21 protein-coding genes and 4 pseudogenes are annotated in these 25,548 nt (G+C 69.1%); 16 read left to right on the top strand and 9 right to left on the bottom strand.

Features of this window, described 5'->3' with window-relative positions; translation table 11 throughout:
* The first annotated feature begins 68 nt into the window (after positions 1-68).
* A complete protein-coding gene (locus CES90_RS33785; RefSeq protein ID WP_189787343.1) occupies positions 69-1,457 on the top strand; it encodes an MFS transporter in 1,389 nt (462 codons plus the stop codon).
* A gap of 93 nt (positions 1,458-1,550) precedes the next feature.
* On the opposite strand, the pseudogene CES90_RS50210 reads toward CES90_RS33785, so the two are convergent.
* Positions 1,551-1,900 (bottom strand): annotated as a pseudogene (locus CES90_RS50210) (hypothetical protein); the annotation flags it as partial.
* A 439-nt stretch (positions 1,901-2,339) separates the two neighbouring features.
* Here CES90_RS50210 and CES90_RS52110 point away from each other — a divergent pair.
* Together CES90_RS52110 and CES90_RS50205 are read left to right on the top strand one after the other, a co-directional pair.
* Positions 2,340-3,308, top strand: coding sequence for a transposase family protein (locus CES90_RS52110; RefSeq protein WP_373313584.1), 969 nt, complete (start codon positions 2,340-2,342; stop codon positions 3,306-3,308).
* A gap of 24 nt (positions 3,309-3,332) precedes the next feature.
* Positions 3,333-3,509, top strand: a pseudogene (locus CES90_RS50205) (hypothetical protein); the annotation flags it as partial.
* 421 nt (positions 3,510-3,930) lie between these two features.
* On the opposite strand, the gene CES90_RS33760 reads toward CES90_RS50205, so the two are convergent.
* Positions 3,931-4,590 (bottom strand): DUF1707 SHOCT-like domain-containing protein, encoded by a 660-nt coding sequence (locus CES90_RS33760; protein ID WP_189787379.1) that lies wholly within the window; start codon positions 4,588-4,590, stop codon positions 3,931-3,933.
* Between the two features lie 538 nt (positions 4,591-5,128).
* Between CES90_RS33760 and CES90_RS33755 the strand changes: the two genes are divergently transcribed.
* The gene (locus CES90_RS33755; RefSeq protein WP_189787340.1) at positions 5,129-6,589 is read left to right on the top strand and encodes a SulP family inorganic anion transporter; all 1,461 of its coding nucleotides are present in this window, start codon (positions 5,129-5,131) and stop codon (positions 6,587-6,589) included.
* Here CES90_RS33755 and CES90_RS52105 read toward each other — a convergent pair.
* The 6 genes and pseudogenes from CES90_RS52105 to CES90_RS33730 all read right to left on the bottom strand — a co-directional run.
* Positions 6,586-6,860 (bottom strand): annotated as a pseudogene (locus CES90_RS52105) (alpha/beta hydrolase); the annotation flags it as partial. The gene CES90_RS33755 and the pseudogene CES90_RS52105 sit on opposite strands and share 4 nt — an antisense overlap.
* A gap of 64 nt (positions 6,861-6,924) precedes the next feature.
* Positions 6,925-7,920: pseudogene (locus CES90_RS33750) on the bottom strand (PP2C family protein-serine/threonine phosphatase).
* Between the two features lie 277 nt (positions 7,921-8,197).
* Positions 8,198-9,118: an alpha/beta fold hydrolase gene (locus tag CES90_RS33745; protein ID WP_229914342.1), complete on the bottom strand. Its 921-nt coding sequence runs from the start codon at positions 9,116-9,118 to the stop codon at positions 8,198-8,200.
* The gene (locus CES90_RS33740; RefSeq protein WP_189787339.1) at positions 9,115-9,483 is read right to left on the bottom strand and encodes a hypothetical protein; all 369 of its coding nucleotides are present in this window, start codon (positions 9,481-9,483) and stop codon (positions 9,115-9,117) included. The genes CES90_RS33745 and CES90_RS33740 overlap by 4 nt, the downstream gene beginning before the upstream one ends.
* A 605-nt stretch (positions 9,484-10,088) precedes the next feature.
* Positions 10,089-10,229 (bottom strand): hypothetical protein, encoded by a 141-nt coding sequence (locus CES90_RS50195; RefSeq protein WP_229914341.1) that lies wholly within the window; start codon positions 10,227-10,229, stop codon positions 10,089-10,091.
* Positions 10,230-10,797: 568 nt separating this feature from the next.
* Entirely contained in the window at positions 10,798-11,574 is a 777-nt protein-coding gene (locus tag CES90_RS33730; protein ID WP_189787337.1) for a hypothetical protein, read from the bottom strand.
* Positions 11,575-12,287: 713 nt separating this feature from the next.
* Between CES90_RS33730 and CES90_RS33725 the strand changes: the two genes are divergently transcribed.
* The 12 genes from CES90_RS33725 (at position 12,288) to CES90_RS33670 (ending at position 23,884) form a co-directional block, all read left to right on the top strand.
* Positions 12,288-12,710 (top strand): NADH-quinone oxidoreductase subunit A, encoded by a 423-nt coding sequence (locus CES90_RS33725; protein WP_189782174.1) that lies wholly within the window; start codon positions 12,288-12,290, stop codon positions 12,708-12,710.
* Entirely contained in the window at positions 12,701-13,531 is an 831-nt protein-coding gene (locus CES90_RS33720) for an NADH-quinone oxidoreductase subunit B (protein ID WP_229913716.1), read from the top strand. Before CES90_RS33725 ends, CES90_RS33720 begins: the two co-directional genes overlap by 10 nt.
* Entirely contained in the window at positions 13,528-14,577 is a 1,050-nt protein-coding gene (locus tag CES90_RS33715; protein WP_189782175.1) for an NADH-quinone oxidoreductase subunit C, read from the top strand. Before CES90_RS33720 ends, CES90_RS33715 begins: the two co-directional genes overlap by 4 nt.
* Positions 14,574-15,542, top strand: coding sequence for a complex I subunit 1/NuoH family protein (locus tag CES90_RS33710; protein WP_189782176.1), 969 nt, complete (start codon positions 14,574-14,576; stop codon positions 15,540-15,542). The genes CES90_RS33715 and CES90_RS33710 overlap by 4 nt, the downstream gene beginning before the upstream one ends.
* Before the next feature lie 2 nt (positions 15,543-15,544).
* Positions 15,545-16,255: a NuoI/complex I 23 kDa subunit family protein gene (locus CES90_RS33705; RefSeq protein WP_189782177.1), complete on the top strand. Its 711-nt coding sequence runs from the start codon at positions 15,545-15,547 to the stop codon at positions 16,253-16,255.
* Positions 16,252-16,959: an NADH-quinone oxidoreductase subunit J family protein gene (locus CES90_RS33700; RefSeq protein WP_189782178.1), complete on the top strand. Its 708-nt coding sequence runs from the start codon at positions 16,252-16,254 to the stop codon at positions 16,957-16,959. The genes CES90_RS33705 and CES90_RS33700 overlap by 4 nt, the downstream gene beginning before the upstream one ends.
* A complete protein-coding gene (gene nuoK, locus CES90_RS33695; RefSeq protein WP_189782179.1) occupies positions 16,959-17,369 on the top strand; it encodes an NADH-quinone oxidoreductase subunit NuoK in 411 nt (136 codons plus the stop codon). Before CES90_RS33700 ends, nuoK begins: the two co-directional genes overlap by 1 nt.
* Positions 17,366-19,360: an NADH-quinone oxidoreductase subunit 5 family protein gene (locus CES90_RS33690; RefSeq protein WP_189782180.1), complete on the top strand. Its 1,995-nt coding sequence runs from the start codon at positions 17,366-17,368 to the stop codon at positions 19,358-19,360. The genes nuoK and CES90_RS33690 overlap by 4 nt, the downstream gene beginning before the upstream one ends.
* A 6-nt stretch (positions 19,361-19,366) precedes the next feature.
* Entirely contained in the window at positions 19,367-20,941 is a 1,575-nt protein-coding gene (locus CES90_RS33685; RefSeq protein ID WP_189782181.1) for a complex I subunit 4 family protein, read from the top strand.
* Positions 20,938-22,461: an NADH-quinone oxidoreductase subunit N gene (locus CES90_RS33680; protein ID WP_189782182.1), complete on the top strand. Its 1,524-nt coding sequence runs from the start codon at positions 20,938-20,940 to the stop codon at positions 22,459-22,461. Before CES90_RS33685 ends, CES90_RS33680 begins: the two co-directional genes overlap by 4 nt.
* A 164-nt stretch (positions 22,462-22,625) precedes the next feature.
* Positions 22,626-23,489: a zinc metalloprotease HtpX gene (gene htpX / locus CES90_RS33675; RefSeq protein WP_189782183.1), complete on the top strand. Its 864-nt coding sequence runs from the start codon at positions 22,626-22,628 to the stop codon at positions 23,487-23,489.
* Positions 23,486-23,884 carry a YccF domain-containing protein gene (locus CES90_RS33670; RefSeq protein WP_189782184.1) on the top strand — a complete coding sequence of 133 codons (399 nt, stop codon included), beginning with the start codon at positions 23,486-23,488 and terminating at the stop codon, positions 23,882-23,884. Before htpX ends, CES90_RS33670 begins: the two co-directional genes overlap by 4 nt.
* Before the next feature lie 370 nt (positions 23,885-24,254).
* Here CES90_RS33670 and CES90_RS33665 read toward each other — a convergent pair whose 3' ends face one another.
* Positions 24,255-25,523: an APC family permease gene (locus CES90_RS33665; RefSeq protein WP_189782185.1), complete on the bottom strand. Its 1,269-nt coding sequence runs from the start codon at positions 25,521-25,523 to the stop codon at positions 24,255-24,257.
* Positions 25,524-25,548 lie beyond the last annotated feature (25 nt).

The following is a 25,548-nucleotide window of genomic DNA, read 5'->3' as shown; positions in this document are numbered from 1 at the left end:
GTTTGGGTTAGCTCTCTGTATGCGCTAACCTGAACATCACTGTTCGGTTTACTGAGGGGTTGACAGTCATGAGCGAGACGAGAACCGCAGACACATACGCACCGGGAGCGCCCCACCCTCTCCGCTGGCTCGCCCTGGGCCTGCTGGGGCTGGCCCAGCTCATGCTGATCCTCGACCTCACCGTGGTCGCCATTGCGCTCCCCCATATGGAGGCCGACCTGGATCTGGGCCGCGCCGCCGTGACCTGGGTGGTCAGCGGATACGCACTCACCTTCGGCAGCCTGATGCTGCTCGGCGGCCGGGCGACCGACCTGTTCGGCGCCAAGGGGGTGGCCCTGGCCGGGCTCACGGTCTTCACCGTGGCCTCCCTCACGGCCGGACTCGCGACCAGTGCGCCCATGCTGCTCACCTCCCGAGTCGCCCAAGGCGTCGGCGCGGCGATGCTGTCGCCCGCGGCCCTGTCCGTGGTGGTGCGGCTCTTCGACGGCGACGAGCGCAACCGGGCGCTCGGGGTCTGGTCGGCGCTCGGCGGCGGGGGCGCCGCCCTCGGCGTGCTGCTGGGCGGGGTCATCACGGCCGGGCCGGGCTGGACCTGGGTGTTCTTCATCAACGTCCCCGTCGGCCTGGTCATCCTCGTCGCGCTCATCCGGATCCTGCCGGACCTCCCCAAGGTGGCCTCCGGCTCCCTTGACGTGCCCGGCGCGGCCCTGGTCGCTGCGGCGACCGGCGCCCTGATCTACGCCCTGATCCGAGCCGGTGACCACGGCTGGCTCAACGGCGTCTCCCTCGCCCTGCTCGCCGTCTCCGTCGTGCTCTACGCGGCTTTCGCGGCGTGGCAGCGCCGGGCGTCGGCGCCCCTGATGGACCTCGGACTGGTCGGCCGCCGCCCAGTGGTGGCGGGCACCTTCGTGATCACCGTGACCACGGCCCTGATGGTGGCCGTCTTCTTCCTCGGCTCCTTCTACCTCCAGAACCAGGAGAACCACGGCGCCCTGGCGGCCGGTCTGCTGTTCCTGCCCGTGGCGCTGCTGACCATGGCCTGCGCCACCGTCGCCGGCCGCCTGATCGGCCGTCTGGGAGCCCGGGCCATGGCCGCGGTGGCGCTGGTGATCGCGGCCGCCGGCTTCCTCATGCCGGTGTTCTGGGCCGGCACCGTCGCCATGGTCGCCGGGGTCAGCGTCTCCTCGGCCGGACTGGGCGCCCTGTTCGTGGTCGCCTCGGCCACGGCGCTGAGCAGCGTCGCCCCGCACGAAGCAGGCGTGACCTCCGGAGTCGTCAGCACCTTCCACGAGTTCGGCGCTGCGGCCGGGGCCGCAGCCGTTTCCAGTGCCGCCGCCGCGAGCATCGCCGGCAGCAGCTCGGCGTCCGGCTTCGACGACGCGTTCCTCGTGGCCATGGGCGTCGCCGCGGTCTCCGCACTCGTCTCGATGTGGCTGATCCCGCCGAAGGGCGAGTAGGACGAGCGGGACGGCCGAAGTCTCGGCGCGCGGCGGAGACTCCGGCCGTCCCTGTGCGTGCCGGTCGGCCGTGGCGTAGCCACCGACGTCGCGTCACCCGTGGTGGTGCTCCGCCGAGCGGCTGTCCGCCTCGTGGTCATCGCCTTCGGGGGCGGTTCCGAGGCCCGCCGGAACGGTGAAACTCGCGGTGTGCACTGTGCCGCCGTGCTGGAAGTCGAGGAAGAGGCGGTAGGCGTGCGCGCGGTGGCGGTGGCGGTGGGGGTGGCGGTGGCGGTGAAGGAGATGGTCGGCCTGGGCTTCGTCCCGGCTTCGTCGTTGGGGTGGACGTGCAGGTAGGCGAGGTCTCCGGCGCGCAGGGCCACCAGGTGCCCGTAGGCGCCGAGGTAGGGCTGGAGGTCGGTCACCGGCTTGCCGTGCTTGCTCACCTCGAAGGTCAGGTCCTCGACCTCGCGGCCGGTATGCGCATCCGACGTGGGGTATAGACTCGACGAACATGAAGATACCCCTAGGGGGTATAGAACACCGGCTCCTGCTGCTCCCCCGACGGTTCCTGTCACTCCGGCGACACGGTGGCCGTCCAGAGATGGGCGTGGTTGGTCCGCTCGCGTCGCTCGTGGAGGTGGCTGGTGCCCTCGGTGCTCGGTCTGCTGGAGGCTCGGGAGAAGAAGGCCCAGGAGGAGGTGGCGCGGTTGCGGGCTGCGCTCGACGAGGCGGAAGCTGCGCTTCAGCGGCTGGTGGATGCCCGAGCAACGGTGGCCGAGGTGCTGGCCGAGCCGTCTTGTGTTGTCGCGGAGCCGGCGCGGAGCGCGGTGGTGGATCGGTGGTGCCGCACCGGGCCGAAGGCATGGACGCGTCGGTCGCCGACGACGCAGATCAGCCTGGGTGCGCTGGCTGCGAGTGACGCAGTTTCAGCGTCTCTTAAAGGTAGTGCGGGAGCGCGGCGGCAACGGCACCCTGCGAGGCCGGCCGTGGTCGCTGCCGCTGACCGAGCGAGTGCTGGTGGTCGCGGTGTACTACCGCACCAACCTCACCATGCGGCAGCTCGGCCCTCTGTTCGGCGTCTCCTCCTCCGCCGTGTGCCGGATCATCCAACGGCTGGGGCCGCTGCTTGCGCTCGAGCCTGTCGACCGTCCAGACGATGATCCCGATCGGCTGTGGATCGTGGACGGCACCCTGGTCCCGGTCCGCGACCGGAGCGTGGGCGCGTCCTCGCGTAGTTACAGGTTCTCGGCGAACGTGCAGGTCATCGTGGACACCGACACCCGACTGGTGGTGGCCGCGGCCGGTGCGCCGACCCAGAAGATATACGCGCGCTGGTGCCGGCACATGTGCGGCATCACCTGCCTGCGCATGGTGCTCCTGCACCGTGACGGCCACGCGCCGAGCATGTTCGAGCTCCTCAACGGCGCCTGCCGTTACGGCGCGTACGTCAAGCAGGATGACGGCACGATCAAGGGCCTGATCTATGCGCCGTTCGTCGAGTACGTGGCGGACACACACCGGCTTCCCGGCGAAGTGCACGGGGAACTCGACCTGGACGGTCTCGTCGACCTCCTGGGCGCCGGCCGGATGGTGATGGTCTCGGTCTCCAAGGAGATCCGCCGCCCGGACATCGCCCCGGAGCGACGTGGCGGGCACCTCGTTCTGGCCATCGGCCGCCGAGACGGGCAGATCATCCTCCGCAACCCGAGCGGACACACCCCCGAGGCCCTTGCGCCCACCATGCCTCTGGACCGCTTCGGCGCATTCTTCGGCGGCCGGTGCCTCTCACTCGACCCTCGCAGCACCGTACGGCGCAGGACTGCCCTGACGGCCGCCTCCCGCCCGGGAGCGTCGCAACCATCCACCTGACCGGGGAGAACCACGTTGCACCCCATGTCTGTGACCACGATCGTCAGCGTCATCGGCGGCCGTCTCGCCGACGTCCTCGACCTCGAGGTCCAGATCACCGAACCCGCAGTGTTCGACTCCCGCGAAGCAGTGTTCGACTCCCGCGAAGCCATCCCCGGATCGCTGTTCCTCGCCCTCAAGGGCGAGCAGGCAGACGGCCACACTTATGCTGAGGCCGCCGTCAACAAGGGGGCCACCGCGGCCCTCGTCACCCATCCCGTCGGCGTCCCCGCAATCGTCGTGGACGACGGCGGGCGCGACCAGCGGTCTGTCGCCGACGGTCTCGGACCGGTCCGGCGCGATGTGCCTCGCGCTGCCGCCGGCGTTGTTGACCCGGGCAGACAACCTCTCCAGCGCCGCCCAGGTGACGCAGTGGGGGCTGCCCGTCAGCACGGCCTCGTCGCAGCTGGCCAGCGCCTTCCCGAGGTCGACGTCGAATGCCTCCAGCCGGGCCAGGTCGGACGGCTGGAACACCGCGATCACCCGGCCGTCCGGTTTGACGAGGGAGCGTGCGGCTGCCAGGTCCGCGCTGACCACAGGAGACCTCAGCGGCCAGCCCCGCCGCCAGTTCACAACGATGGAGTCAAGCGCCTGCAGAACGAGACGTTGGCCTGCGCAGCAGCCACTGTCCGAGCGTCCGACGCCTGGGCCGCACCACCACGCGGCCGTAGACCTTTTGACCGACCAGCTCCACTCGCAGAGTGACCGGCGTATCAGGGTTCGTCGGAGTCTGACGGTACTTGACCCTGCTGTGTACCAGCTGCAGACCATCCGTATCGACCACGATGCCCGGCCTCGTGACCAGCGTCAGGGTCTTCCCCGTCATGGCCACGTCGATCCGCAGGGTGTCGTGCGTGATCACTGCGTCAGTGAAGTCAAGTGTCACCTCGCAGTACGTCACCGCGAGCTCCAGCCTCCGCGGTACCACCCAGCGCCCCACGCGCTCGACCGCGCCGCTGTGGACCTGTTCGATCCGAACCACGTCCTTGACCTCTGGCACAGTCGCGCCAGCCGTAGCCGATACGGGCGGCAGGTCGGCGGTGAGCGCGGTCAGTTCGCTGACAGTCCGCGCCGACAGGGCAGCTTCCAGGCGCTCGTCCAACTCGTCCGCGGTCAGCAGGCCGTCCCCCGCCGCGATACGCAGCACATCCACCACCCGGTCCCGGTCGGCATGAGAGGCTCGCAGCCCGGGCGACGAGCTGGGGCCGGAGTGCTTCCCGGTGGGCGAAATCTCTCCCGACATGCCTTCCCATCCCGGTCCCGTCGAACGTCTCCGCGCGACGCAGGCAGCGACGCGCACAGAAGGCTAGCGCTATATCGCGACATGGATCCCGGCTGAGCCCCATCACGGAGAGGCGATGGTAGCGGCGATTCACGACATGCGACGTCCATCATGCCGAGGCCCCGATCGCGACAACAACCGCACCCCAGAGGCCCGTTCACACCGTTTCCCGAGGCCGCTTCAGCGCGTCCGAAATGCACAGAACCTTCGCCAACCAGGATCACCGCAGACCAGCATGCTGGAACCGCTGAACAGCGTCAGGGCAGCGCATCCGCAGCCGGGACCCGATGCATGTCCTCGGGGCCGCTGATCGCGCAACGAAGCTCAACAGAGGGCGCCGACGCACTGGTGGCGCGCTAGCAGACCCACATGGCGATCTTTGATCTTGCCTTGACGCGTTCTATACGGCATCTTTACTCGCGGAGTGCCGGGAAGCCTGGTCGGCAGCTCGGTCCGCCGTGGGCCGAGGCCAGCATGCTGTCGACCGAAGTGGGGGCCGATGTTCCAGCGCGTCGCCAAAGAGACTCTCTCCGGCCTGACTGTCGCGATCGTGGCGTTGCCATTGGCGATCGCCTTCGGCATCACCGCGACCGGCACCTCCGAGGGCGCGCTCATCGGACTGTACGGCGCGATCTTCGCCGGGTTCTTCGCGGCACTGTTCGGCGGGACTCCCGCCCAAGTGACCGGCCCCACAGGCCCCATCACCGTCGTCGCCACCGGAGTCATCGCCACGCATGGACTCGAGGCCGCATTCCTCGCGTTCATCATGGCCGGCGCGTTCCAGATCCTGTTCGGGCTGTGCAGGCTCGGATCCCTCATCCGCTACATACCCCACCCAGTGGTGTCGGGTTTCATGGGCGGGATCGCACTGATCATCATCCTGGGCGAACTGGACCAGGTGCAGAAGAGTTTCCTGGTGGTCGCGGGGACGATCGTGCTCATGCTCGTATCCACACGGGTGATCAAGTCGATTCCAGCGAGTCTGATCGCGCTCGTGGTCATGACCGTGGCTTTGCGGCTCGTGGACTCGCTGTTGCAGGACGTGCGCGTCGGACCGGTCTCGCTCAACACGGCGATCGACTACATAGGAAAGATCCCGGAGTCGATCCCTTCGATCACCCTTCCCGAGTTCAGCGGGTCGTTGATCCTCACCCTCGTCCTGCCCGCGCTCAGCATCGCACTGCTGGGCTCGATCGATTCGCTGCTGACCTCGGTCGTCATGGACAACATCACCGGCAACCGGCATCACAGCAACAAGGAGCTGATCGGCCAGGGACTCGGCAACGCGGCCAGCGGACTGTTCGGCGGCCTGGCCAGCGCCGGCGCGACCGTCAGGTCCGTGATCAATGTCAGAAGCGGCGGCCGCACCGCACTGTCGGCGGCCACGCACAGCGTCATCCTCCTCGCTCTCGTGGTCGGACTTGGGGCTGTCGTTCAGTACATTCCGCTGGCGGTGCTGTCGGGGATCTTGATTCTGACCGCGTTCGGCATGTTCGACTGGGAGAGCCTGCGCAAAGCGCACGTCTCTCCGCGAGGTGACGTCGCCGTGATGTTCGCGACGATGATCATCACCGTCGTCGTCGACCTGACCGTGGCGGTCGCCGTCGGCGTCGTCCTGGCACTCATCGTGCACGCCGTGAAATCGCGCCGGCACAAAGCCTCGATCGTCCACGACGGTACCGGGACCTACCACATCGAGGGACCGCTGTCGTTCCTGTCCATCGACCGTGTCTTCACCACCCTCCGCAACAACCGGTCGAACCTGTCGCTGAACCTGAAGCACGTCGACTACATCGACATGTCCGGGGCCAAGGCGTTGCTGACCTTCATCGACCACTCGCACAAGTCCGGCGTCGAACTTGGTGTCAAAGACCTGCCACTGCATGTCGAGAACAGACTGATCGCACTCGCGGACGAAGAACAACGCGACAAGCTCATGACCGTCGTTGAAAACCGCTAGCCGCCGAAAACCCCTGACCAACACCGCAGTGCTGCGGCCTGGGACCTGGGCAGGTCCTTGTGCGTGCCCGCGTTGGCGTGCAGCGTCTCCTCCTTCGAGGCGAGGCGTCGAACAGCGCCAGACCGGACTGGCGCGGGATGTGCTCATCGTCCCGCTGGAGCATGAATTCGATCGGGATGGCGATCTGCTTCGCCGTCTCGGCCAGGGCATCGGGCCAGTGGAGACCGAAGACCGCGGCGGTGATCCTGGGATCGGCCGCCGCCCATGGCACCTTGGGTTCGCCCAGGACGCGTTGGTCCACGTGAAGCACAACTTGACCTTGTTCTTCACCGCCCTCAGCGGTAGCGAAGCAGGAGCATGGCCGCGTCGTCGTGGAGTGGGCCCTTCACATGCTGCACCAGATCCTGCCGCAGCCGCTCCAGCGCGGCTTCGGGGTCATGCTCCTTCAGTACATGGGCGCGTTCGTCGAGAGGACAGAAGCGTCCGGCGGCGTCGCGGGCCTCGGTGACACCGTCGGTGTAGAGCAGTAGCTGGTCTCCAGCGGAGAAGCCGGTCCGGAAGGGCTGGGGGGCGGCCGTGTTGTGGGCGGCGAGACCGAGCGGGAGAGCATAGGCGGGCGGTTCGGGAAAGGTCACGGAGCCGTCGGCGCGAGTCACCATCGGCGCTGGATGACCGTAGTTGAGGAACGTCACCCCGTCGGTGGTTACTCCCGCGAGGGTTGCGGTCACGAACTTCTCCCCGTCCAGCTGACGGTTCACGGCCCGCTCCAGCCTCTGCCCCATCTCGGACAGATCAGGTTCCTCCGGCGGCGATTCCCGAAAGGCTCCCAGGACCACGGCCGCCGTCTCCACCGCTTCGAGCCCCTTGCCCTGCACGTCGCCGACGATCACACGCACGCCGTGGGGTGAGGCGACCATCTCGTACAGATCGCCGCCGATGCGGGCCTCGGCGACGGCCGACGTGTAGGACACGGCGGCCCGTAGTGGGCCGGCCTTGCGCGGCACGGGCTTGAGGAGAACGCGCTGCGCTGCTTCGGCGATGGAACGCACGTTGGCCAACTCCATCTCGCGTTGCTGACGCATCACCACGGCGACGATGCCGGCCGTCGTCACGCCGACGACGGAGGCGATGGTCATGTATCCGCGGCGTGCCGCGAGCATGTCGTTGTAGAGGCCGAGTGCGACACAGAGCAGCAGCGCGATGGCGCCGATGCACAGGGTGCGCCGTCAGCCACCGACCAGACTGGCGAATGCCGGGCCCAGCGACAGCAGCGGAAGGAATCCAACCCCTGGGCTCGCGGCGAGGTCGACCGCGGTGACGGCGGCCATCATGGCGAACGGGAGGGCAGACAGCACAGCAAGACGACGGCTGTTGTCGGACACGCTTCACCCCCGCTTGGCGACAGCACGTCCCGCGTCAGCGAGCGGGACCGCCGCCGTTGTTTCCCTCTCCGCGTTCTGAACAGTAGGCAGGTGCGGGATCTCCAGCAAGATCGGCACGGGCGTTCGACTGGAATCTCGCGGACCCGTTCCTGGACGGCCGTAGGGCAGGCCACGGCAGAGTCGGCATGGTCGGGGCGACCGCCTGGTGCCGGTCAGCGGCCGTCCGTTACAGCTCCCCTCGCGGCATCAAGTACAGGTCCGCCAGCAGGAAGTCGCGGATGCGGTCGGCGATGGTCGGCCAGTCCTGGCCGAACCAGATGAAGTGTCCGCCCGCCCAGCTTTCGATCAGCTCGGTTTGTCGGAGGGCTGCGACAAGTGCCCGGGCATGCGCGAACGGTACGGCACCGTCCTGGCAGGTCGCGATCACGAGACTGGGCTGGGAAACCTGGCCCGCATGACGGGTCAACTCCGCGGTGGTTTCCAGGGCTTTGAGATCGCGGAGGAAACCGTGGCCCGACCGCATTCGGGAGAAGAGCGCGATCAGCCTTGCCCGGTCCTCCGCCCCAAGACCCGACACGGCTTTCCGCGAAGGAAGCACCGTCAGGTCCCGCAGCAGCATGCGCAGGCCGACCTCGGGCGCGTGACGCATCAGTGTGCGCACCACAGCCCACAAGAGGGGCTCCGTCCGGGCCGTGAAGGCGACACGGGCAGCCATGCGCGTACGGCGGTCCGGCCAGGGCAGAGGCCCGACGGCGCTCTGCAGGATCATCCTGTCCACCAGGGCGGGATACCGCGCTGCCATGGCCACCGCTGTGGGTCCTCCGGCCGAGACACCAACTACCGCTGCGACGCTGGCGATACCGAGCTGCGAGCAGAGCGCGGCGGTGACGTCGGCGAATCCGCCCGCCGAGCCGCCGGTCGAGACCGGGGTGCGGCCGTACCCCGGACGGGACGGCACAAGCACCGAGCAGCCGGCGTCGGCGAACACCTCCTCGCCGAGCGAAAGTCCGGCCCGCATGTGCCCGCCGTGGAAGACGACGACCGTGTCCGGCCCGCGCCGATCGAAGCGGTACTCGACCGGTCCGTCCGCCAACTCGGCGATCTGCGTCGGGTGTTCGTCCAGGCCCATACCTGGTGTCGCCCTCACAGCAGCTCCTCGATCCGTAGGAGTTCTTTGCGGGCCGTGTCCAGATCCGCCAGGTCGCGGTCCAGGACCAGGTAGATGAACAGCCCGTCGTGTGCCCTGCGAGCGAGGGGACGCAGAAGGTGGTACTCGGTGTCCAGAGTGATCAGTATGTCCTCCACCCGCCTGGGCTCGTACCCCAGCTGAGCGAGCGCGGAGAGGTTCACGCGTACGACATCGGTGTCTCTCTGAGCGGCTTCCTCAAGGTCGAGACCTGCCGGGTTGCCGATGGTGCCGAGCGGCATGCGACTGACGTAGTCGACGATCGCGGCGCCCAGTACCCCTTCGACACTCATCGCACGGCGCAGAGCGCTCTGGATCGCGGACACAGCCTGCTCCCTCGTCGCGTTCAGGCACTGTGCCGACCAGACTTCCCGGCGCTCCAGGACCGGCCCCCGCCCTTCCACCGCAGGCGGAGAGCCGCACCATCCAAGCATCGTGTCATGATCCCGAGCCGGTTGTCGCCGGTCTGGTCAGCATCGCTGAGCTACCGCTCTCCGCGAGTTTGCGCTGGGCGCCGACAGCGGGCCGCGATCACACGGTCTTTCCGCCCCACCGAGCGTCAGCCTCTGCCCGGGCTTTGTCCCACTGCCGCAGACGCCGCCGGTCCAGAAGGGAGTGAACGGCCTGACCGCCACCCAGTACGACCGAGACCGCACAGGCCGCGGCGAGGGCGCCCGTCGCGCTCGCCTGAAGCGATCCGGCCGAGCTGGACAGCGGCCGGGCCGTGAGCTGATCCTGCATGTTCGTCCAGACCCGGAGGACGTCCCGGACACGCTGCCGACAGCGACCGCCCACCCCGGCACCCCGGCACCCCGGCACCGGAGGACCTGGCCACACCGGTCCCCCACACTGAGTGAGTCAGCCAGGCAGCCCCGGCAACGGGCCGCAGAGCGACCAGCAGATGGGGAGCCCATGGCCGTCGGAACGGCTGTCACTTGTCCGCGCGGTACAGCTTGATGTCCTTGTTCACGAAGAGGTGGACGAATCCGCACCGCCAGCAGATCAGGCCGGTTGCCGTCTCGTCCGCCCACGCCATCTTCATGAACTCCAGGCCGACGCTGTTCAGCAGCACGCCCCGTTCCCGGAACAGATCGCTCCTGCAGACCTGACAGCTGATCCAGATGTCCCCGACCGCTGCGCGAACCGGCTTACGCGCCATGACGGTTCCCCTCTCCCCATGTGATCACCGGCCTGATCAAGGCCGGTGATCACCGAGGGTATCGGGCATTTGTGCGCAAGGACTCCGCAGACCTGTCCGTTCGTCAGGCGTTGAGGTCACGGTGGTTGAAGCGGTACGCCCCCGCGGCTACCAGCACCGTGGACGCTACGACGAGGATGCCGGCGTGGCCCACTGGATGCCGTGCTTCAGCGGCTCGCCGCCTATGCACGCCGGGGACCTGGGGCCCCCGGACGAAGTCTGGGGGAGCGTCCAAGACCGTTCGGGGCGTGCGGCTGATTGGGATTACTCCCGCTCAGTCCCCAGGAACGGTAGAAGCTCGCGTACATGGCGGCGACCAGGGTGGTGCCGGCCGTCCAGCCGATGAGGGAGGGCGGTTGTCGTGGAGGGGCATGGTGAACACAGTGGCAGGCATGGCGAGTTGACTTCTTCGGCGAAGGTGAGGTGAGCGACGGGTGGCCGATCAGACGGCGGCGGTCGGACACGGCGCGGCCTCGGCGTCCGTGTAGTAGGCGTGGAAGAGGTCGTCCAGGGCGGGTTCGGTCACACGCAGCGCGGTGACGTGGTGCCGGGCGGCGGCCTTGACTAGCGCGTCGAGTTCGCCAGTGAGCTGTCCGCGCAGGGTGGTCCCGGCAGGGTCGAGCACGAGGTCGCGTAGGCCGGGCAGACGGGCGAAGCCCTCGGCCTGGACTTGCTCGGCGAAGATGAAACGGCCGCTCAGCAGGAGAACCAGACCCGCGAGCCCTCCGCCCAGCCAACTGGCCAGCATCGCCGTCTGGTGGCCGAGTGCCAACGTGGCCGGGAAGCCGACGAGCGCCGCGGTGACTACGGCAACGGCGGCGCGCTGGAGGTCGGCGCCCTCAGCCCACTCCCGGCGAAGCAGCCCGGAAGGCCGCCACGCCGTCCACAGCCCGAAGGCGCCGACGAGGACCACCGTCGCCGCGAGCGGTACGGGCAACTGTGGCAGCCGGTCGGAAGCTCCCTCGCCTCGAACCAGTTCGAGCAGCCCGCCGACGAGGACGGCAGGCCCGATGAGGGCGAACACACCGGCCAGGATTCTGAGGAAGCCGACGCCGACGAGTGGTGCCCTCCTCGCGCTGAACGGCACAGACCGCTGTGACAGCTCATAGAACCGGTGGGCTGCGCCTCGGAAGTCCGACGCGATGATCCAGCCGAAGCCGGTTGCCCATATTCCCCAGGCCATCGAGAAGAGCCCACTGCCCCCGCCACTCGCTGCCATTCGGCTCCCCCGCCTTGTTGCAGTACGTCTCCTCGAACACGTCAGGCGGCCGCATCAGCACCTGTTCATGCCGGATTCGGGAAGTGTTGAGGTCGCTTGATTGCAAAGGGTCAGCAGCTACTCGCCCTTGCATGACGAGCAACTTGACCTATCCCCTTCGTGCACCTCGAAGACGCGGAGCAGCCCCAGTCCTTCGAGGGTGGCCCGGGCTTGGGACCGGTGCGTGTGTGACGATTACGCGCGTGCCGTGCGCCCGGCGGCGCGCAGCGCCATGAAGAACACCGTTGCGCCATCGCTGCTGAGGTAAGTCACCTTGTTCAGGTCAATCTCAAGACGGGCGGTTCCCGAACGCAGGAGCGCTTCGAGAGCCCTCCCTATCTGGACCGCGTTTCTGGACCGCGTTCTTAGTGGACGGTTCGTAAGGCGATGTCCGTTTCCGGCTGAGGTTGGAGCAAGGTCGCTGGTGGGGATTCCGTCGGCTATCTCTTCGCGATGCTCCGCGACGGCACCTTCTACGAACCCCAGCCCGCCCCACCAGCTTGACGAAACCCATAGGGGCACCCCCCCCCGCATGCCGACCCGTGACGACCTGCTTACGGTCTCTTTAGCAGGGCCTAGACTCCCGTGCGTACAGATCGTCGAACAGCGGCGTATGTATGGCGCACGCACCGCGCGTACGTACAGGTCGCCAGGTCAGGGAGCGAGGGACGGACGTGCCGGAACCGACCGTGGCCGCCGCGGCGGAGGACGCGCAGTACATCGTCGCGGCGGACTACTTCCAGTCCTACTCGGTGGTCGGACTGCTCGCCGCGATCGGCGTGCTCTTCGTGGCCATCGCCTTCGGCGCGGGACGCCTGCTGCGCCCCGAGGTCCCGACCCGCGAGAAGCTCCTGACGTACGAGTGCGGCGTCGACCCGGTTGGCGAGGGCTGGGCCCACACCCAGGTCCGCTACTACGTCTACGCCTTCCTCTACGTCATCTTCGCCATCGACTCGATCTTCCTCTTCCCCTGGGCGACGGTCTTCGCCGCCCCCGGCTACGGCGCGACAACGCTCGTAGAGATGTTCGTCTTCCTCGGCTTCCTGGCCGTGGGCCTGCTCTACGCATACAAGAAGGGCGTCCTGGCATGGACGTGACGCCAAAAACCAACTCGCCGGAGCCCACCGCGTCGGCCCCTGCCGAACCCGTGTCGCTGCCGGAGCCGAAACGGCTGGGCACCCTCGCCCGCCTCGCCCCCGAGCCGATGAAGGTGATCCTGAACTGGGGCCGCCGCTACTCGCTCTGGGTCTTCAACTTCGGCCTCGCCTGCTGCGCGATCGAGTTCATCGCCGCGTCAATGGCCCGCCACGACTTCATCCGCCTCGGCGTCATCCCCTTCGCGCCGGGCCCCCGCCAGGCCGACCTGATGGTGGTCTCGGGCACGGTGACGGACAAGATGGCCCCGGCGGTGAAGCGCCTCTACGAGCAGATGCCCGAACCGAAGTACGTCATCTCCTTCGGCGCCTGCTCCAACTGCGGCGGCCCCTACTGGGACTCCTACTCCGTCACCAAGGGCGTGGACCAGATCATCCCCGTCGACGTCTACGTCCCCGGCTGCCCACCCCGCCCCGAGGCCCTCCTCCAGGGCATCCTCAAACTCCAGGAAAAGATCGCCCGAGAATCCCTGGGCGACCGCTACGGAACCGGAACCGCCACCCGCCCTTCAACAGCGGCACTGCAAAGCGCCCTGGTAAAGCCCCCAGCCCCCACGTCAGGCACCGAAAAGGCTGCCGATACGACCGCTGGCGGCACCGAAACGAATACCGAAGCGGCCGACAACGCATCAGGCACCGACACAACCGACCGCACCGACACAACCGACCGCACCGACACAACCGACCGCACCGACACAACCGACCGCACCGACACAACCGACCGCACCGGCACAACCGACCGCACCGGGGAGGCAGACCGATGACCGGCTGGCTCCCCGCCCCCGCCGAGGAACTCTTCGGCCCCGAAGCCACGGCCGAGGAGTCGTATGAGGTCCTCACCGTGGACGTCCCGCCCACCTCCTGGACCCAGGCTCTGCGCACCGCCCACTCCACCCTGGGCTGCACCTACTTCGACTGGCTGAGCGCGGTCGACGAACCCGGCACGGGTTTCCGAGTCTCGGCCCACGTCGTCGCTCTGAACCCGGTCCGACGCCTCCTCCTGCGCACCACGGTCCCGCACGAGTCCCCGGTCCTGCCCACCGCGGTCGACGTCTACGCCGGCGCGGCCTGGCACGAACGCGAGACCCACGAAATGTTCGGCGTCCGCTTCGAGGGCCACCCCGCCCTTGACCACCTCCTCCTCCCCGAGAACTTCGAGGGCCACCCCCTCCGCAAGGACTTCGTCCTGGCCGCCCGCGTGGTCAAGGCCTGGCCGGGCGCCAAGGAACCGGGCGAATCTGAACACGGCGGTCCCAAGCGCCGCCAAATGCTGCCCCCCGGTGTCCCCGATCCCAATGAATGGGGCCCCTTGAAGGGCCAACTCCCCCCGGCCCTCACCCGCCCCGCCCGAGGTACCGGCCCCCGCGCGGCAACCGGCGAACGCCCGCCCCGCCGTACCCGCACCGCAGCAGAGGGCTCCGCAACCCAGCCCCCGACCTCACCCGAGCCCACGGCCCCCGAAGCCCAGCCCGCTCCCGGCGAACCGCCCGCTCGGCCCGAACGAACGCGCCCCGCCGGACCTCGCCGTGCACGCACCGCGTCGGGTGGTTCAGCGAGCCAGCGCGCCACCTCAGCCGAAGCCCCTGCCTCCGGCGACCAGGCGGCAACCCCCCGCCCCACCCCCCGCACCACGGACGCCCCCTGGCACCACGCACGCCCAGCCTTCGACGAACCCGAGCCCACCCCGGAAGCTGCCCCCACCCCGAAGCAGCCGAAGACGCCCGACACCCCCGACCCCGAAACGCCCGACCCTGAAACGCCCGACCCCGAAACGCCCGACCCCGAAACCCCCGCAGGAGGCCAGCAGTGAACGACGCTCTCGACGTCGCCCTGCGACTCCTGCTGGTCTTCGTCGTCTTCCTCACCTTCCCCCTGATCATCGGCCAGACCGAACACAAGGTGATGGCCCACATGCAGGGCCGCCTCGGCCCCATGTACGCCGGCGGCTTCCACGGCTGGGCCCAACTCATCGCCGACGGCGTCAAGTTCGCCCAGAAGGAAGACGTCGTCCCGGCCGGCGCGGACCGCCGTATCTTCCAGCTCGCCCCCGCGGTCGCCCTCCTCCCGTACCTCCTCGTCCTCCTCGCCATCCCTATCGGCCCGGGCGAGGGCGCGGTCGGTGAGGTCATCGACGCGGGCATCTTCTTCGTACTCGCCGTGATGGGCGTGGGCGTCCTCGGCTCCCTCATGGCCGGTTGGGCCTCCGCCAACAAGTTCTCCCTCCTCGGCGGCCTCCGCACCGCCGCCCAGCTCCTCGCCTACGAACTCCCGATGCTCCTGACGGCCGCCTCCGTGGCGATGGCGGCCGGCACGGTCTCCCTCCCCGGCATCCTCGACGCCTTCGAGTGGTGGTGGCTGCCCTGGCAGATCGTCGGCGCGATCGTCTTCTTCGTCGCCGGCCTCGCCGAACTCCAGCGCCCGCCCTTCGACATGCCCGTCGCCGACTCGGAGATCATCTTCGGCGCCTACACCGAGTACACGGGCCTCCGCTTCGCCTTGTTCCTCCTCGCCGAATACGCCGGAATCGTCGTCCTGTGTGGCCTCACCACGGTCCTCTTCCTCGGCGGCTGGCACGGCCCCTGGGGCGCTGACGGCCTGGGCTGGTTCTGGACCCTCCTGAAGACCGCCGTCCTCGCCTTCGTCGTCATCTGGCTCCGCGTCACCTACCCCCGACTGCGCGAGGACCAGCTCCAGAAGCTCTCCTGGACCCTTCTCGTCCCCCTCTCCCTCACCCAGATCGCCCTCACCGGCATCGTCAAGGTGGTGATCCAGTAGCCATGGCTGAGCCTCTTCCGCCCACCCGGCCCCGCATCCCTGGTTCCGGCCTCGCCAAGGGCCTGGCCGTCACCCTCCGCACGATGGCCAGGAAGACCGTCACCGAGCAGTACCCGGACGCCCAGCCCGAGCTCCCGCCCCGCACCCGAGGCGTCATCGGCCTCTTCGAGGAGAACTGCACGGTCTGCATGCTCTGCGCCCGCGAGTGCCCGGACTGGTGCATCTACATCGACTCCCACAAGGAGACCGTCCCGCCCGCCGCCCCCGGTGGCCGCGAGCGCAGCCGCAACGTCCTCGACCGCTTTGCCATCGACTTCGCCCTCTGCATGTACTGCGGTATCTGCATCGAGGTCTGCCCCTTCGACGCCCTCTTCTGGTCCCCGGAGTTCGAGTACGCCGAGACCGACATCCACGAACTCACCCACGAGCGCGACAAACTCCGCGAGTGGATGTGGACCGTCCCGGCCCCACCCGCCCTCGACCCCGCCGCCGAGGAACCCAAGGAACTCGCCGCCGCCCGCAAGACCGCCGAAAAACTGGCAACCACCGAGGCAGAACAGGCGGAACAGACAGCCCAGGCGGAGAAATCCGACCCGACCAAGCCCACCCACCCGACCGACCCGACCAAGCCCACCCACCCGACCGACCCGACCAAGCCCACCGACCCGACCAAGCCGACCAAGCGCGCCGAACCACAGGAGGGAGACTCGTGAGCCTCGCCGCAGCCGCGCTCGCAGCCGCCACCACCACGACGCCCTCCACCCTGGCCGCCGTCGAGACGCGAGGCTTCCTCTCCCCGACCGGCGTCGAGATCGCCTTCCTTCTTGTCGGCCTGGTCACCTTCGGCGCCGCGATCGTCACCGTCACCACCCGCCAGCTGGTGCACGCCGCCCTCTGGCTGGTGGTGGCCCTCGGTGGCCTCGCCGTCGAATACCTCCTCCTCACCGCCGAGTTCATCGCCTGGGTGCAGGTCCTCATCTACGTCGGTTCCGTCGTCGTCCTCCTCCTCTTCGGTCTGATGCTCACCAAGGCCCCCATCGGCCGCTCCCCGGACGCCGACTCCGGTAACCGCTGGGCCGCCCTCACCGTGGCCATCGCCGCTGCCGCCGCCCTCGTCTGGGTCGTCGTCGACGCCTTCCGCACCACCTGGATCGACCTCGACGGCCCCGCCGCCGGCTCCACCAAGGCCACCGGCGAAAGCCTCTTCCAGAACTGGGTCCTCCCCTTCGAGGCCCTCTCCGTGCTCCTCCTCACGGCCCTGGTCGGCGCGATCGTCCTCTCCCGCAAGGCGAAGACGGAGTCGAGCTCTCCCCCTGTGAACTCCCGAGGCGCGACCGGGAGTTCCGCATCCGTACCGGATTCCCGTAATCACCCGATCGGGCGAAAAGGTCAGGCCGAGCAGGAAGGCGCCCGCTGATGCACCTCGCCTATCCCGTCGTCCTCTCCTCCCTCCTCTTCTGCACGGGCCTGTACGGAGTCCTGGCCCGCCGCAACGCGATCCTGGTCCTGATGTCCGTCGAGCTGATGCTCAACGCCGTCAACCTCAACCTCGTCGCCTTCGACGTCTGGCTCACCAAGGCCGCCGAGGAGACCCTGCACTCCGGCCAGGCCCTGACCCTGTTCACCATCACCATCGCCGCCGCCGAGATCGGCATCGGCCTGGCGATCGTTCTCGCCGTCCACCGCAACCGAGGCACCGCCGACATCGACAAGCTCCGCGACACCGCCGAGGGCCACGAGACCGACGGCCCGGGCGGCCCCGACGAGGCCACCGTCACCACTGAACCGGCGGCCGGACAGACGGAGAAGGCTGAGGCCACCGCGTGACCACGACCACCCTCGCCGTCCTCGTCCCCCTCCTTCCGTTCCTCGGCGCCGCGGTCGGCCTGCTCCTCGGCCGCACGGCCCCCGGCTTCGTACGCCCCCTCGCCGTACTGCCGACCCTCACCGCCTTCGCGCTGGCGGTACTGGTCGCCGTACGCCAGGGCGGCGACCGCCCCGTCAACGCCGCCACGGAGCTCACCCCCACCGGCTCGATCCCCATCGAACTCGCCCTGCACATCGACGGCTTCGCCGCCCTCGTCGCCGTCCTGGTCGGCCTGGTCGCGACCTGTGTGCAGATCTACTCGACGGGCTACCTGCGCGACGACCCGCGCTACCCCTCCTACGCCGCTCTCGTCTCCCTCTTCACCTCCGCGATGCTCCTCGTCGTCTACTCCGGCGACCTGATGGTGCTCATGGTCGGCTGGGAGATCATGGGCATCTGCTCGTACTTCCTGGTCGGCCACTACTGGGAGACCCCGGAGGCCCGCGCCGCCTCCCTCAAGGCCTTCCTGGTCACCAAGCTCGGTGATGTCCCCTTCCTGATCGGTCTGTTCGCCCTCGCCGCTGACTCGGGCTCATTCCGCATCACCCGGATCCTCTCCACCGTCGCCGACGGCGGCCTCGACCACCCGACACTCGTCGCCCTGCTGCTCCTCGCCGGTGTCGCGGGCAAGTCGGCGCAGTTCCCGCTCCACACCTGGCTGCCCGATGCGATGGCGGGCCCGACGCCCGTCTCCGCGCTGATCCACGCCGCGACGATGGTCGCCGCCGGTGTCTACTTCGTCGCCCGGCTCCTCCCGGTCTTCGCCGCCTCCTCAGCGGCCCTCGTCGTTCTCGCCGCCATGGCCGCGGTCACGATGGCCGGCTCGGCTCTCGCCGCCCTCGCCCAGGACGACATCAAGCGCGTCCTCGCCTACTCGACGATCGGCCAGCTCGGCTACATGACCGGCGCCCTCGCCGTCGGCGACCGCGGCGCCGCCGTCTTCCACCTCCTCTCCCACGGCGCCTTCAAAGCGCTGCTGTTCCTCGCCGCCGGCGTGATCATCCACGCCGCCGGCACCAACTCCCTGGCCGCCATGTCCCGCATGAGCAACTTGCGTGCCCGCGTCCCCGACGCCTACTGGACGATGACCATCGCCCTCCTCGCCCTGGCCGCGATTCCGCCGTTCAGCGGCTTCTTCTCCAAGGAGTCCGTCCTCGGCGCCGCCGAACACGCCGCCACCGGCCACGACGAGCACATCCCCGGCGCCGCGGGCTGGACCGTCCTCGTCGCCGGCCTCCTCACGGCCCTGCTCACCGCCGCGTACGCCACCCGACTGTGGCTGCTCGCCTTCCGGGGCAAGGGCGCCGAAGCCCCCGACCACGGCCGCCAGCCACGCACCATGACGCTCGTGCTGTGGGTGCTCGCCGTACCGTCCCTCGCCCTCGGAGCACTCGCCTACGGCACGCTGCCCGACTGGTTCGACGGCGACGACCTGGCTCCCACGCTCGCCACGTCCGTCCTCGGCACGGGCGCCGCCCTGGCCGGCGGACTCCTGACGTACACGGCCTGGCGCCGGATCACGGCAGCAGCGGCCCGAGTCCCGCTGGGCGCGGTCGCGGCCCACCCGGAGAGCGATGCCGCCACGGTCGAAGCAGAGGCGATCGCCAGCCACGCGCCCGCCTATGGAAACGTGGCCTCGGCGCCCGACCCGGCGGACCCGGCCCGCCTCCTGCTCGGCCCGCTGCACCGCCACGCCGCTGTCGGCTTCCACCTCGACGCCGTGTACTCGGCGCTCTTCGTCCGCCCGGTCCAGGCCGGCGCGAGTCTCGTCCGGTTCCTCGACCGCGAGGTCGTCGACACCTATGTCCACGGCGCGGGCGCTCTGCCTCGCCTGCTGGGCGCGGCCGTACGCCGGGCGCAGACCGGCAATGTCCAGACCTATGTGAGCGCGCTGCTCGCCGGCACCGTCGTCCTGGTGGTCGCCGCCCTCGTCGTCGCCACGGGAGCGTGAGCAGGCGTGATCGATATCAACGAGTCCGTGATGCAGTTCCTTCTGGCGTTTGTCGTCGTCGGCCCGCTCATCGGCGCCGCCGCCGCTCTCCTGCCGCCCCCGCCGGGGCTGAAGGGGAAGTCACCCGAGCAGGCCGTGCTCCGCCACGGTGTCACCGTGACCGGCGCGGTGCTCATCGCCGCGATCGTCCTCGCGCTCGGCTTCGACCACGACCAGCCGTCGAAGATGCAGGCCAGCACGGACATCAGCTGGATCCCCGCACTCGACGTGCGCATCCACCTCGGCATCGACGGCATCTCCCTCCCCCTTCTGGTCCTGACCGCGCTGTTGACCTTCCTTTGCGCGCTCTACTCCTATTTCAAGATGCCTGCGGGCCCGTCCCCGAAGGCCTTCGTCGCACTACTGCTCGTTCTGGAGTCCGGCACTCTCGCGACCTTCGCCGTCCTCGACCTGCTTCTGTTCTTCCTCGCGTTCGAGATGGTGCTCATCCCGATGTACTTCCTCATCGCCCGCTGGGGCGGTGAGCAACGTACGCAGGCCGCTTGGAAGTTCATCCTCTACACCCTGCTCGGTTCCGTGGTCATGCTGCTCGGCCTGCTCCTGATCGGAATTACGGCGGGCACATTCGACATGGTGGCACTCGCCACTGACAATCGCCCCGAGCTGACCGCATCCGTGCAGGTCATCGCTGTTTTGTCGATCGGGATCGGGCTCGCGGTCAAGACCCCGATGTGGCCGTTGCACAGCTGGCTGCCGGACGCCCACACCGCCGCCCCGACCGTCGGCTCGGTCCTGCTGGCCGGCGTCCTGCTCAAGATGGGCACGTACGGGTTCGTCCGCATCCTGCTGCCGATCACGCCCGACGGCTTCCGTACCTTCGCGCCCTACCTCGCCGCCTTCGCGGTCGTCGGAATCATCTACGGATCCCTCGCCTGCCTCGCCCTCGCCAAGCAGGGGGCGAAGGGCGACCTCAAGCGCCTCATCGCGTACTCCTCCGTCGGCCACATGGGCTTCGTACTGCTCGGCATCGCGACGATGACCCCGACCGGCGTGAACGGCGCCCTCTTCGCCAACATCGCGCACGGCCTCATCACCGGCCTGCTCTTCTTCCTGGTCGGAGCGCTGAAGGACCGCACCGGCACCACCGACCTCGACTCCCTCGCGCAGGAAACCGGCGCCGCCCTCTACGGCAAGGCCCCGCGCCTCGGCGGCCTGCTCGCCTTCGGCGCCGTGGCCTCGCTAGGACTGCCGGGCCTTGCCGGGTTCTGGGGCGAGATGCTGGCGCTGCTGGGCGCGTTCGAACCCGCCGACGGCCTCAGTCGCCCGGCCTTCCTCACCTACATGACCATCGCCGCGTTCGGCACGCTCCTGACCGCCGCCTACCTGCTGATCGTGGTCCGCCGCGTCTGCATGGGCGCCACCTCGCAGGAGGGGCCGCGGCTGGCGGACGTACAGACGTACGAGTTCGCCGCGTGGACCCCGCTCGTCGCCCTCACCGTTCTCGCCGGCCTCTGGCCCGCGGCCCTGCTCGGCCTGACCGACCCGGCCGTGCAGCAGCTCCTCGCAGGAGGCACCCGATGAGCTCCCAGGCCCAGCCACTGGCCGAGTCCGTGGTCCAGTCCGTCGACTGGCTCGCCATCGCGCCGCCCACGATCGCCGCGGTCGTCGGCCTCGCCGTGCTCGTCGCCGACCTCTTCGTGGGCGACACGAAGAAGGCCCTGCTCGGCTGGACCTCGGTCGCGGGCCTCACCATCTCCCTGCTAGCCCTCCTGCCGCTCCTGGACGGCGACCGCGCCACCTTCTGCCTGACCAGCACGCCGGACGTCTGCAGCTACACCGCGGACCGCTTCACTCTTGTCATCCAGTTCCTCGTCCTCGGCGGCGCCCTGCTGGCGGCCCTGCTGTCGATGACGGCCCTGAAGGACGCGAAGAAGGAACTCCCCGAAGGGGAGTTCTGGTTCCTGCTGCTGTCGTCCGCCGCCGGCGCCGCCCTGCTGCCCGCCTCCCGCGACCTCGCGACGCTCATCGTCGCCCTGGAGGTCGCCTCCCTGCCCGCCTTCGCTCTCGTCGGCATCCGGCACGGCGACAAGCGGTCCTCCGAGGCGGCCCTGAAGTTCTTCCTGTCGTCCGTCACCGCGACCGCCGTCAGCCTCATGGGCATCAGCTTCGTCTACGCCACCACGGGAACCCTGTACCTCACCGAGATCGCCGACCGGATCCAGAACGTCGACGGCGACCTGCACACCGTCACCCAGGCCGGCGTCGTCCTCACCCTCATCGGCTTCGCCTTCAAAACGGCCGCCGTACCGTTCCACTTCTGGGTCCCCGACACCTACGTGGGCGCCCCGCTGCCCGTGGCCGCCTACCTGTCGGTCGTCGGCAAGGCGGTCGGGTTCTCCGGCCTGATCCTCGTCACCGTCGTCGCCCTCCCGTCGTACGCCGACGCCTGGGGCCCGGCACTCGCCGCGCTGGCCGCCCTCACCATGACCGTCGGCAACGTCGGTGCCCTGAAACAGCAGTCCACGCGCGCGTACAGCGCGGTCCGCCTACTCGCCTGGTCCTCGGTCGGCCAGGCCGGCTACCTCCTGGTGCCGATCGCGGCGGCCGCGTACTCCGACGACGCCGAGCAGGCGATCGGGTCCACGGTCGCCTACGCCCTCATGTACGCGGCGGTGAACCTCGGCGCCTTCGCCGTGGCCGCCCTCGTCGGTCGTACGAAGCACTTGAACCGCGTCAGCGACTACCGCGGCCTGTACGCGTCGAGTCCTGCGACCGCCCTGCTCCTGGCCTTCTTCCTGCTCTGCCTCGCCGGGCTGCCGCCGGGCATCATCGGACTGTTCGCCAAGGTCATCGTCTTCTCCGCGGCCGTCGACGCGGGCCTCGGCTGGCTCGCCGTCGTCATGGCCGTCAACGTGGTGATCGCGCTCTTCTACTACCTGCAGTGGACAGCCCTGCTGTTCCGCGCCCCCGAGGGCGCACCTGAACCGCACCGCGTCCCGGCACCTCTGACCCTGGCGATCGCCCTCACCGGAATCGTCGGAATCGTCCTCTCCGGAGCACCCCAGCTGGTCCTGCGCTTCGCCGACACGGGTCTCTTCTAGCGCGGCCCGCCGTCACCCGGACGGCTCACCGGCCGCCCCCCGCGCACAAGGGAACTAGTACTCCCCGCCTGGCGTTGACCAGTACGGGAGGGTCCACTGAGAAGTGGAGTCAACAGCAACAGCAAGCAAAGGGTTCCCCTGCCGCACGACTTGGAGGGCGTACCGTGCACCGCCGGCACAACGGGCTCAGGACCGCCGTACTCCTCGGGGGACTGTCCGCACTCATCATCGTCGTAGGAAGCCTCTTCGGCCGTACGGGTTTGGTCGTCGCGGTCTTCCTGGCCCTCGGCACGAACGCGTACGCGTACTGGAACAGCGACAAGCTGGCTCTACGCGCGATGCGCGCCCGCCCGGTGAGCGAGTTCGAGGCCCCGGCGCTGTACCGCATGGTCCGTGAGCTCTCCACCCAGGCTCGCCAGCCCATGCCCCGCCTGTACATCTCCCCGACGGATGCCCCCAACGCGTTCGCGACCGGCCGCAACCCGCGCAACGCGGCCGTGTGCTGCACAGACGGCATCCTCCGCCTCCTCGACGAGCGTGAGCTGCGCGGCGTCATCGGCCACGAGCTGAGCCATGTCTACAACCGCGACATCCTGATCTCGTCGGTCGCCGGCGCCCTCGCCTCCGTGATCATGTTCCTGGTGAACTTCGCCTGGCTGATCCCCATCGGCCGCTCCGATGACGACGACGGCCCGGGTCTCCTCGGCATGCTGCTGATCATGATCCTCGGCCCACTCGCCGCGTCCCTCATCCAGGTCGCGATCAGCCGTTCCAGGGAGTACGAGGCGGACGCCTCCGGCGCCCAACTCACCGGCGACCCACTCGCCCTCGCCAGTGCCCTTCGCAAACTGGAAACAGGCACCAAGCAGCTCCCACTGCCCCCCGAGCCCCGCATCGAGACCGCGAGCCACATGATGATCGCGAACCCTTTCCGGCCGGGCCAGGGATTCTCCAGAATGTTCTCGACGCACCCTCCGATGGCGGAACGCATCGCCCGACTCGAGAAGATGGCAGGTCGCCACCAATGAAGACCATTCTCAACATCATCTGGCTGATCCTCAGCGGCTTCTGGCTCTTCCTCGGCTACCTGTTCGCAGGCTTGCTCCTGTGCATCACGATCATCGGCATCCCCTTCGGCATCGCGTCTTTCCGCATCGGCATCTACGCCCTGTGGCCCTTCGGGTACACCGCGGTCGAGCGCCGTGACGCGGGCGCCCCCTCCTGCCTCGGCAACATCCTCTGGCTGATCCTCGCGGGCTGGTGGCTCGCACTGACCCACATCTTCACGGGCCTCCTGCTCTGCGTCACGATCATCGGCATCCCCTTCGGCATCGCCAACTTCAAGCTCGTCCCGGTCTCGCTGATGCCCCTGGGCCGCGAAATCGTGCGCTCGAACCAGCCGTTCGCCCAGCAGCGCTGGTAGAGCGGCGAACCGGGGGTGGAGCGACCACCGGGACCCGGCGGCTACTTCGGCCGTTGCCTCGGCAGCGCGGGCGATGTGGGCGTCGTGCCAGCCACGACCCCTGAGCCACCCCTGCCCATATCCTGAGCGCCCGCTCACTTATCCACAGGCTGCCCGAATGTCAGCGCTGCCGTGCATCATGAATCCATGACCGAGATCGAGCAGCCGCAGAACAGGGCACCGGAGGAGTCCCACAACACCCGCCCCCGGGGAAGGACTTCAGGCGCCACCCCCATGGCCGACTCCGCGCGTGCAACCCGCACAGCCGTGACCATGCGCCAGCAGGTTTACATACGCCCGGCGGTAGCGCACGCCTCGTGAGCCGTCGGCCTCAGGCGCCCCGGCCCGGCCCTCGCCCGGCCCACCACCGCCGTACGCCGTACGCCGCCGCCCCCAGGCCCAGTACACCCGCGCCCACGGCCACAGACGCCCCGGGCAGCGCGAACGCCAGCATCACGCACCCGACGAGACCGACCACGGGCACGACCCGCGAGACGGCCGCCGAACTCAGCGTCCAGGCCGACGCGTTGGCGACCGCGTAGTACGCGAGCACACCGAAGGAGGAGAAACCGATCGCGCCCCGGACGTCCACCGTGGCGGCCAGGACGGCGACCACGGCACCGACAGCCAGTTCCGCCCGGTGCGGCACCTGGAAACGGGGATGCACGGCGGCGAGAGCGCCGGGGAGATGCCGGTCCCGGGCCATGGCGAGCGTAGTGCGCGAGACACCCAGGATGAGCGCCAGCAGCGACCCGAGCGCGGCCACCGCGGCGCCGACCCGCACCACGGGCACCAGCCCAGGCACCCCTGCCGCCCGCACCGCCTCGGCCAGCGGAGCCGAGGCCTGCCCCAGATCACCCGAGCCCAGCACGGAAAGGACGGCGACAGCGACAGCCGCGTACACGACCAGCGCGATGCCCAGGGCGAGCGGGATCGCGCGCGGGATGGTGCGCGCCGGATCCCGCACCTCCTCGCCCAGGGTCGCGATCCGCGCGTACCCGGCGAACGCGAAGAACAACAGCCCGGCCGCTTGCAGCACCCCGCCCACGCCACCCGACGCCCCGATGTCCAGTCGCCCGGCATCGGACTCACCGGACCCCAGACAGACGACCACCACGGAAGCGAGGACCGCCAACACCACAGCGACGATCACCCGCGTCAGCCAGGCCGACTTCTGTACGCCGCCATAGTTCACGGCGGTCAGTGCCACCACGGCGGCCACCGCCACGGCATGCGCCTGCCCCGGCCAGACGTACGCCCCCACGGTGAGTGCCATAGCGGTGCACGAGGCCGTTTTGCCGACGACGAACGACCAGCCGGCCAGATACCCCCAGAAGTCGCCCAGCCGCTCACGCCCGTACACATACGTGCCGCCCGAGGCGGGATACATGGCAGCCAGCCGTGCCGACGACATGGCGTTGCAGTACGCAACGACGGCGGCGACCCCCAGCCCGAGCAGCAGCCCGGACCCGGCAGCGCGTGCCGCGGGGCCCAGCGCCGCGAAGATGCCTGCGCCGACCATCGACCCGAGGCCGATGACCACCGCGTCACCGATCCCGAGGGTGCGCCGCAGCCGAACGTCCGAAACGGGCTGTGTCATGGACCGCACCCTACTGATCAACGCA

Source organism: Streptomyces capitiformicae, from assembly GCF_002214185.1.
Taxonomy (GTDB): domain Bacteria; phylum Actinomycetota; class Actinomycetes; order Streptomycetales; family Streptomycetaceae; genus Streptomyces; species Streptomyces capitiformicae.
This window is presented reverse-complemented; position numbering and strand designations above follow the sequence as displayed.

Bases quoted from the DNA above. Each gene is read 5' to 3' on its own strand.
- CES90_RS33785 (WP_189787343.1), top strand. From the start codon at position 69: ATGAGCGAGACGAGAACCGCAGACACATACGCACCGGGAGCGCCCCAC.
- CES90_RS33760 (WP_189787379.1), bottom strand. From the start codon at position 4,590: ATGTCGGGAGAGATTTCGCCCACCGGGAAGCACTCCGGCCCCAGCTCG.
- CES90_RS33755 (WP_189787340.1), top strand. From the start codon at position 5,129: ATGTTCCAGCGCGTCGCCAAAGAGACTCTCTCCGGCCTGACTGTCGCG.
- CES90_RS33730 (WP_189787337.1), bottom strand. From the start codon at position 11,574: ATGGCAGCGAGTGGCGGGGGCAGTGGGCTCTTCTCGATGGCCTGGGGA.
- CES90_RS33720 (WP_229913716.1), top strand. From the start codon at position 12,701: ATGGACGTGACGCCAAAAACCAACTCGCCGGAGCCCACCGCGTCGGCC.
- CES90_RS33715 (WP_189782175.1), top strand. From the start codon at position 13,528: ATGACCGGCTGGCTCCCCGCCCCCGCCGAGGAACTCTTCGGCCCCGAA.
- CES90_RS33705 (WP_189782177.1), top strand. From the start codon at position 15,545: ATGGCTGAGCCTCTTCCGCCCACCCGGCCCCGCATCCCTGGTTCCGGC.
- nuoK (WP_189782179.1), top strand. From the start codon at position 16,959: ATGCACCTCGCCTATCCCGTCGTCCTCTCCTCCCTCCTCTTCTGCACG.
- CES90_RS33680 (WP_189782182.1), top strand. From the start codon at position 20,938: ATGAGCTCCCAGGCCCAGCCACTGGCCGAGTCCGTGGTCCAGTCCGTC.
- CES90_RS33670 (WP_189782184.1), top strand. From the start codon at position 23,486: ATGAAGACCATTCTCAACATCATCTGGCTGATCCTCAGCGGCTTCTGG.
- CES90_RS33665 (WP_189782185.1), bottom strand. From the start codon at position 25,523: ATGACACAGCCCGTTTCGGACGTTCGGCTGCGGCGCACCCTCGGGATC.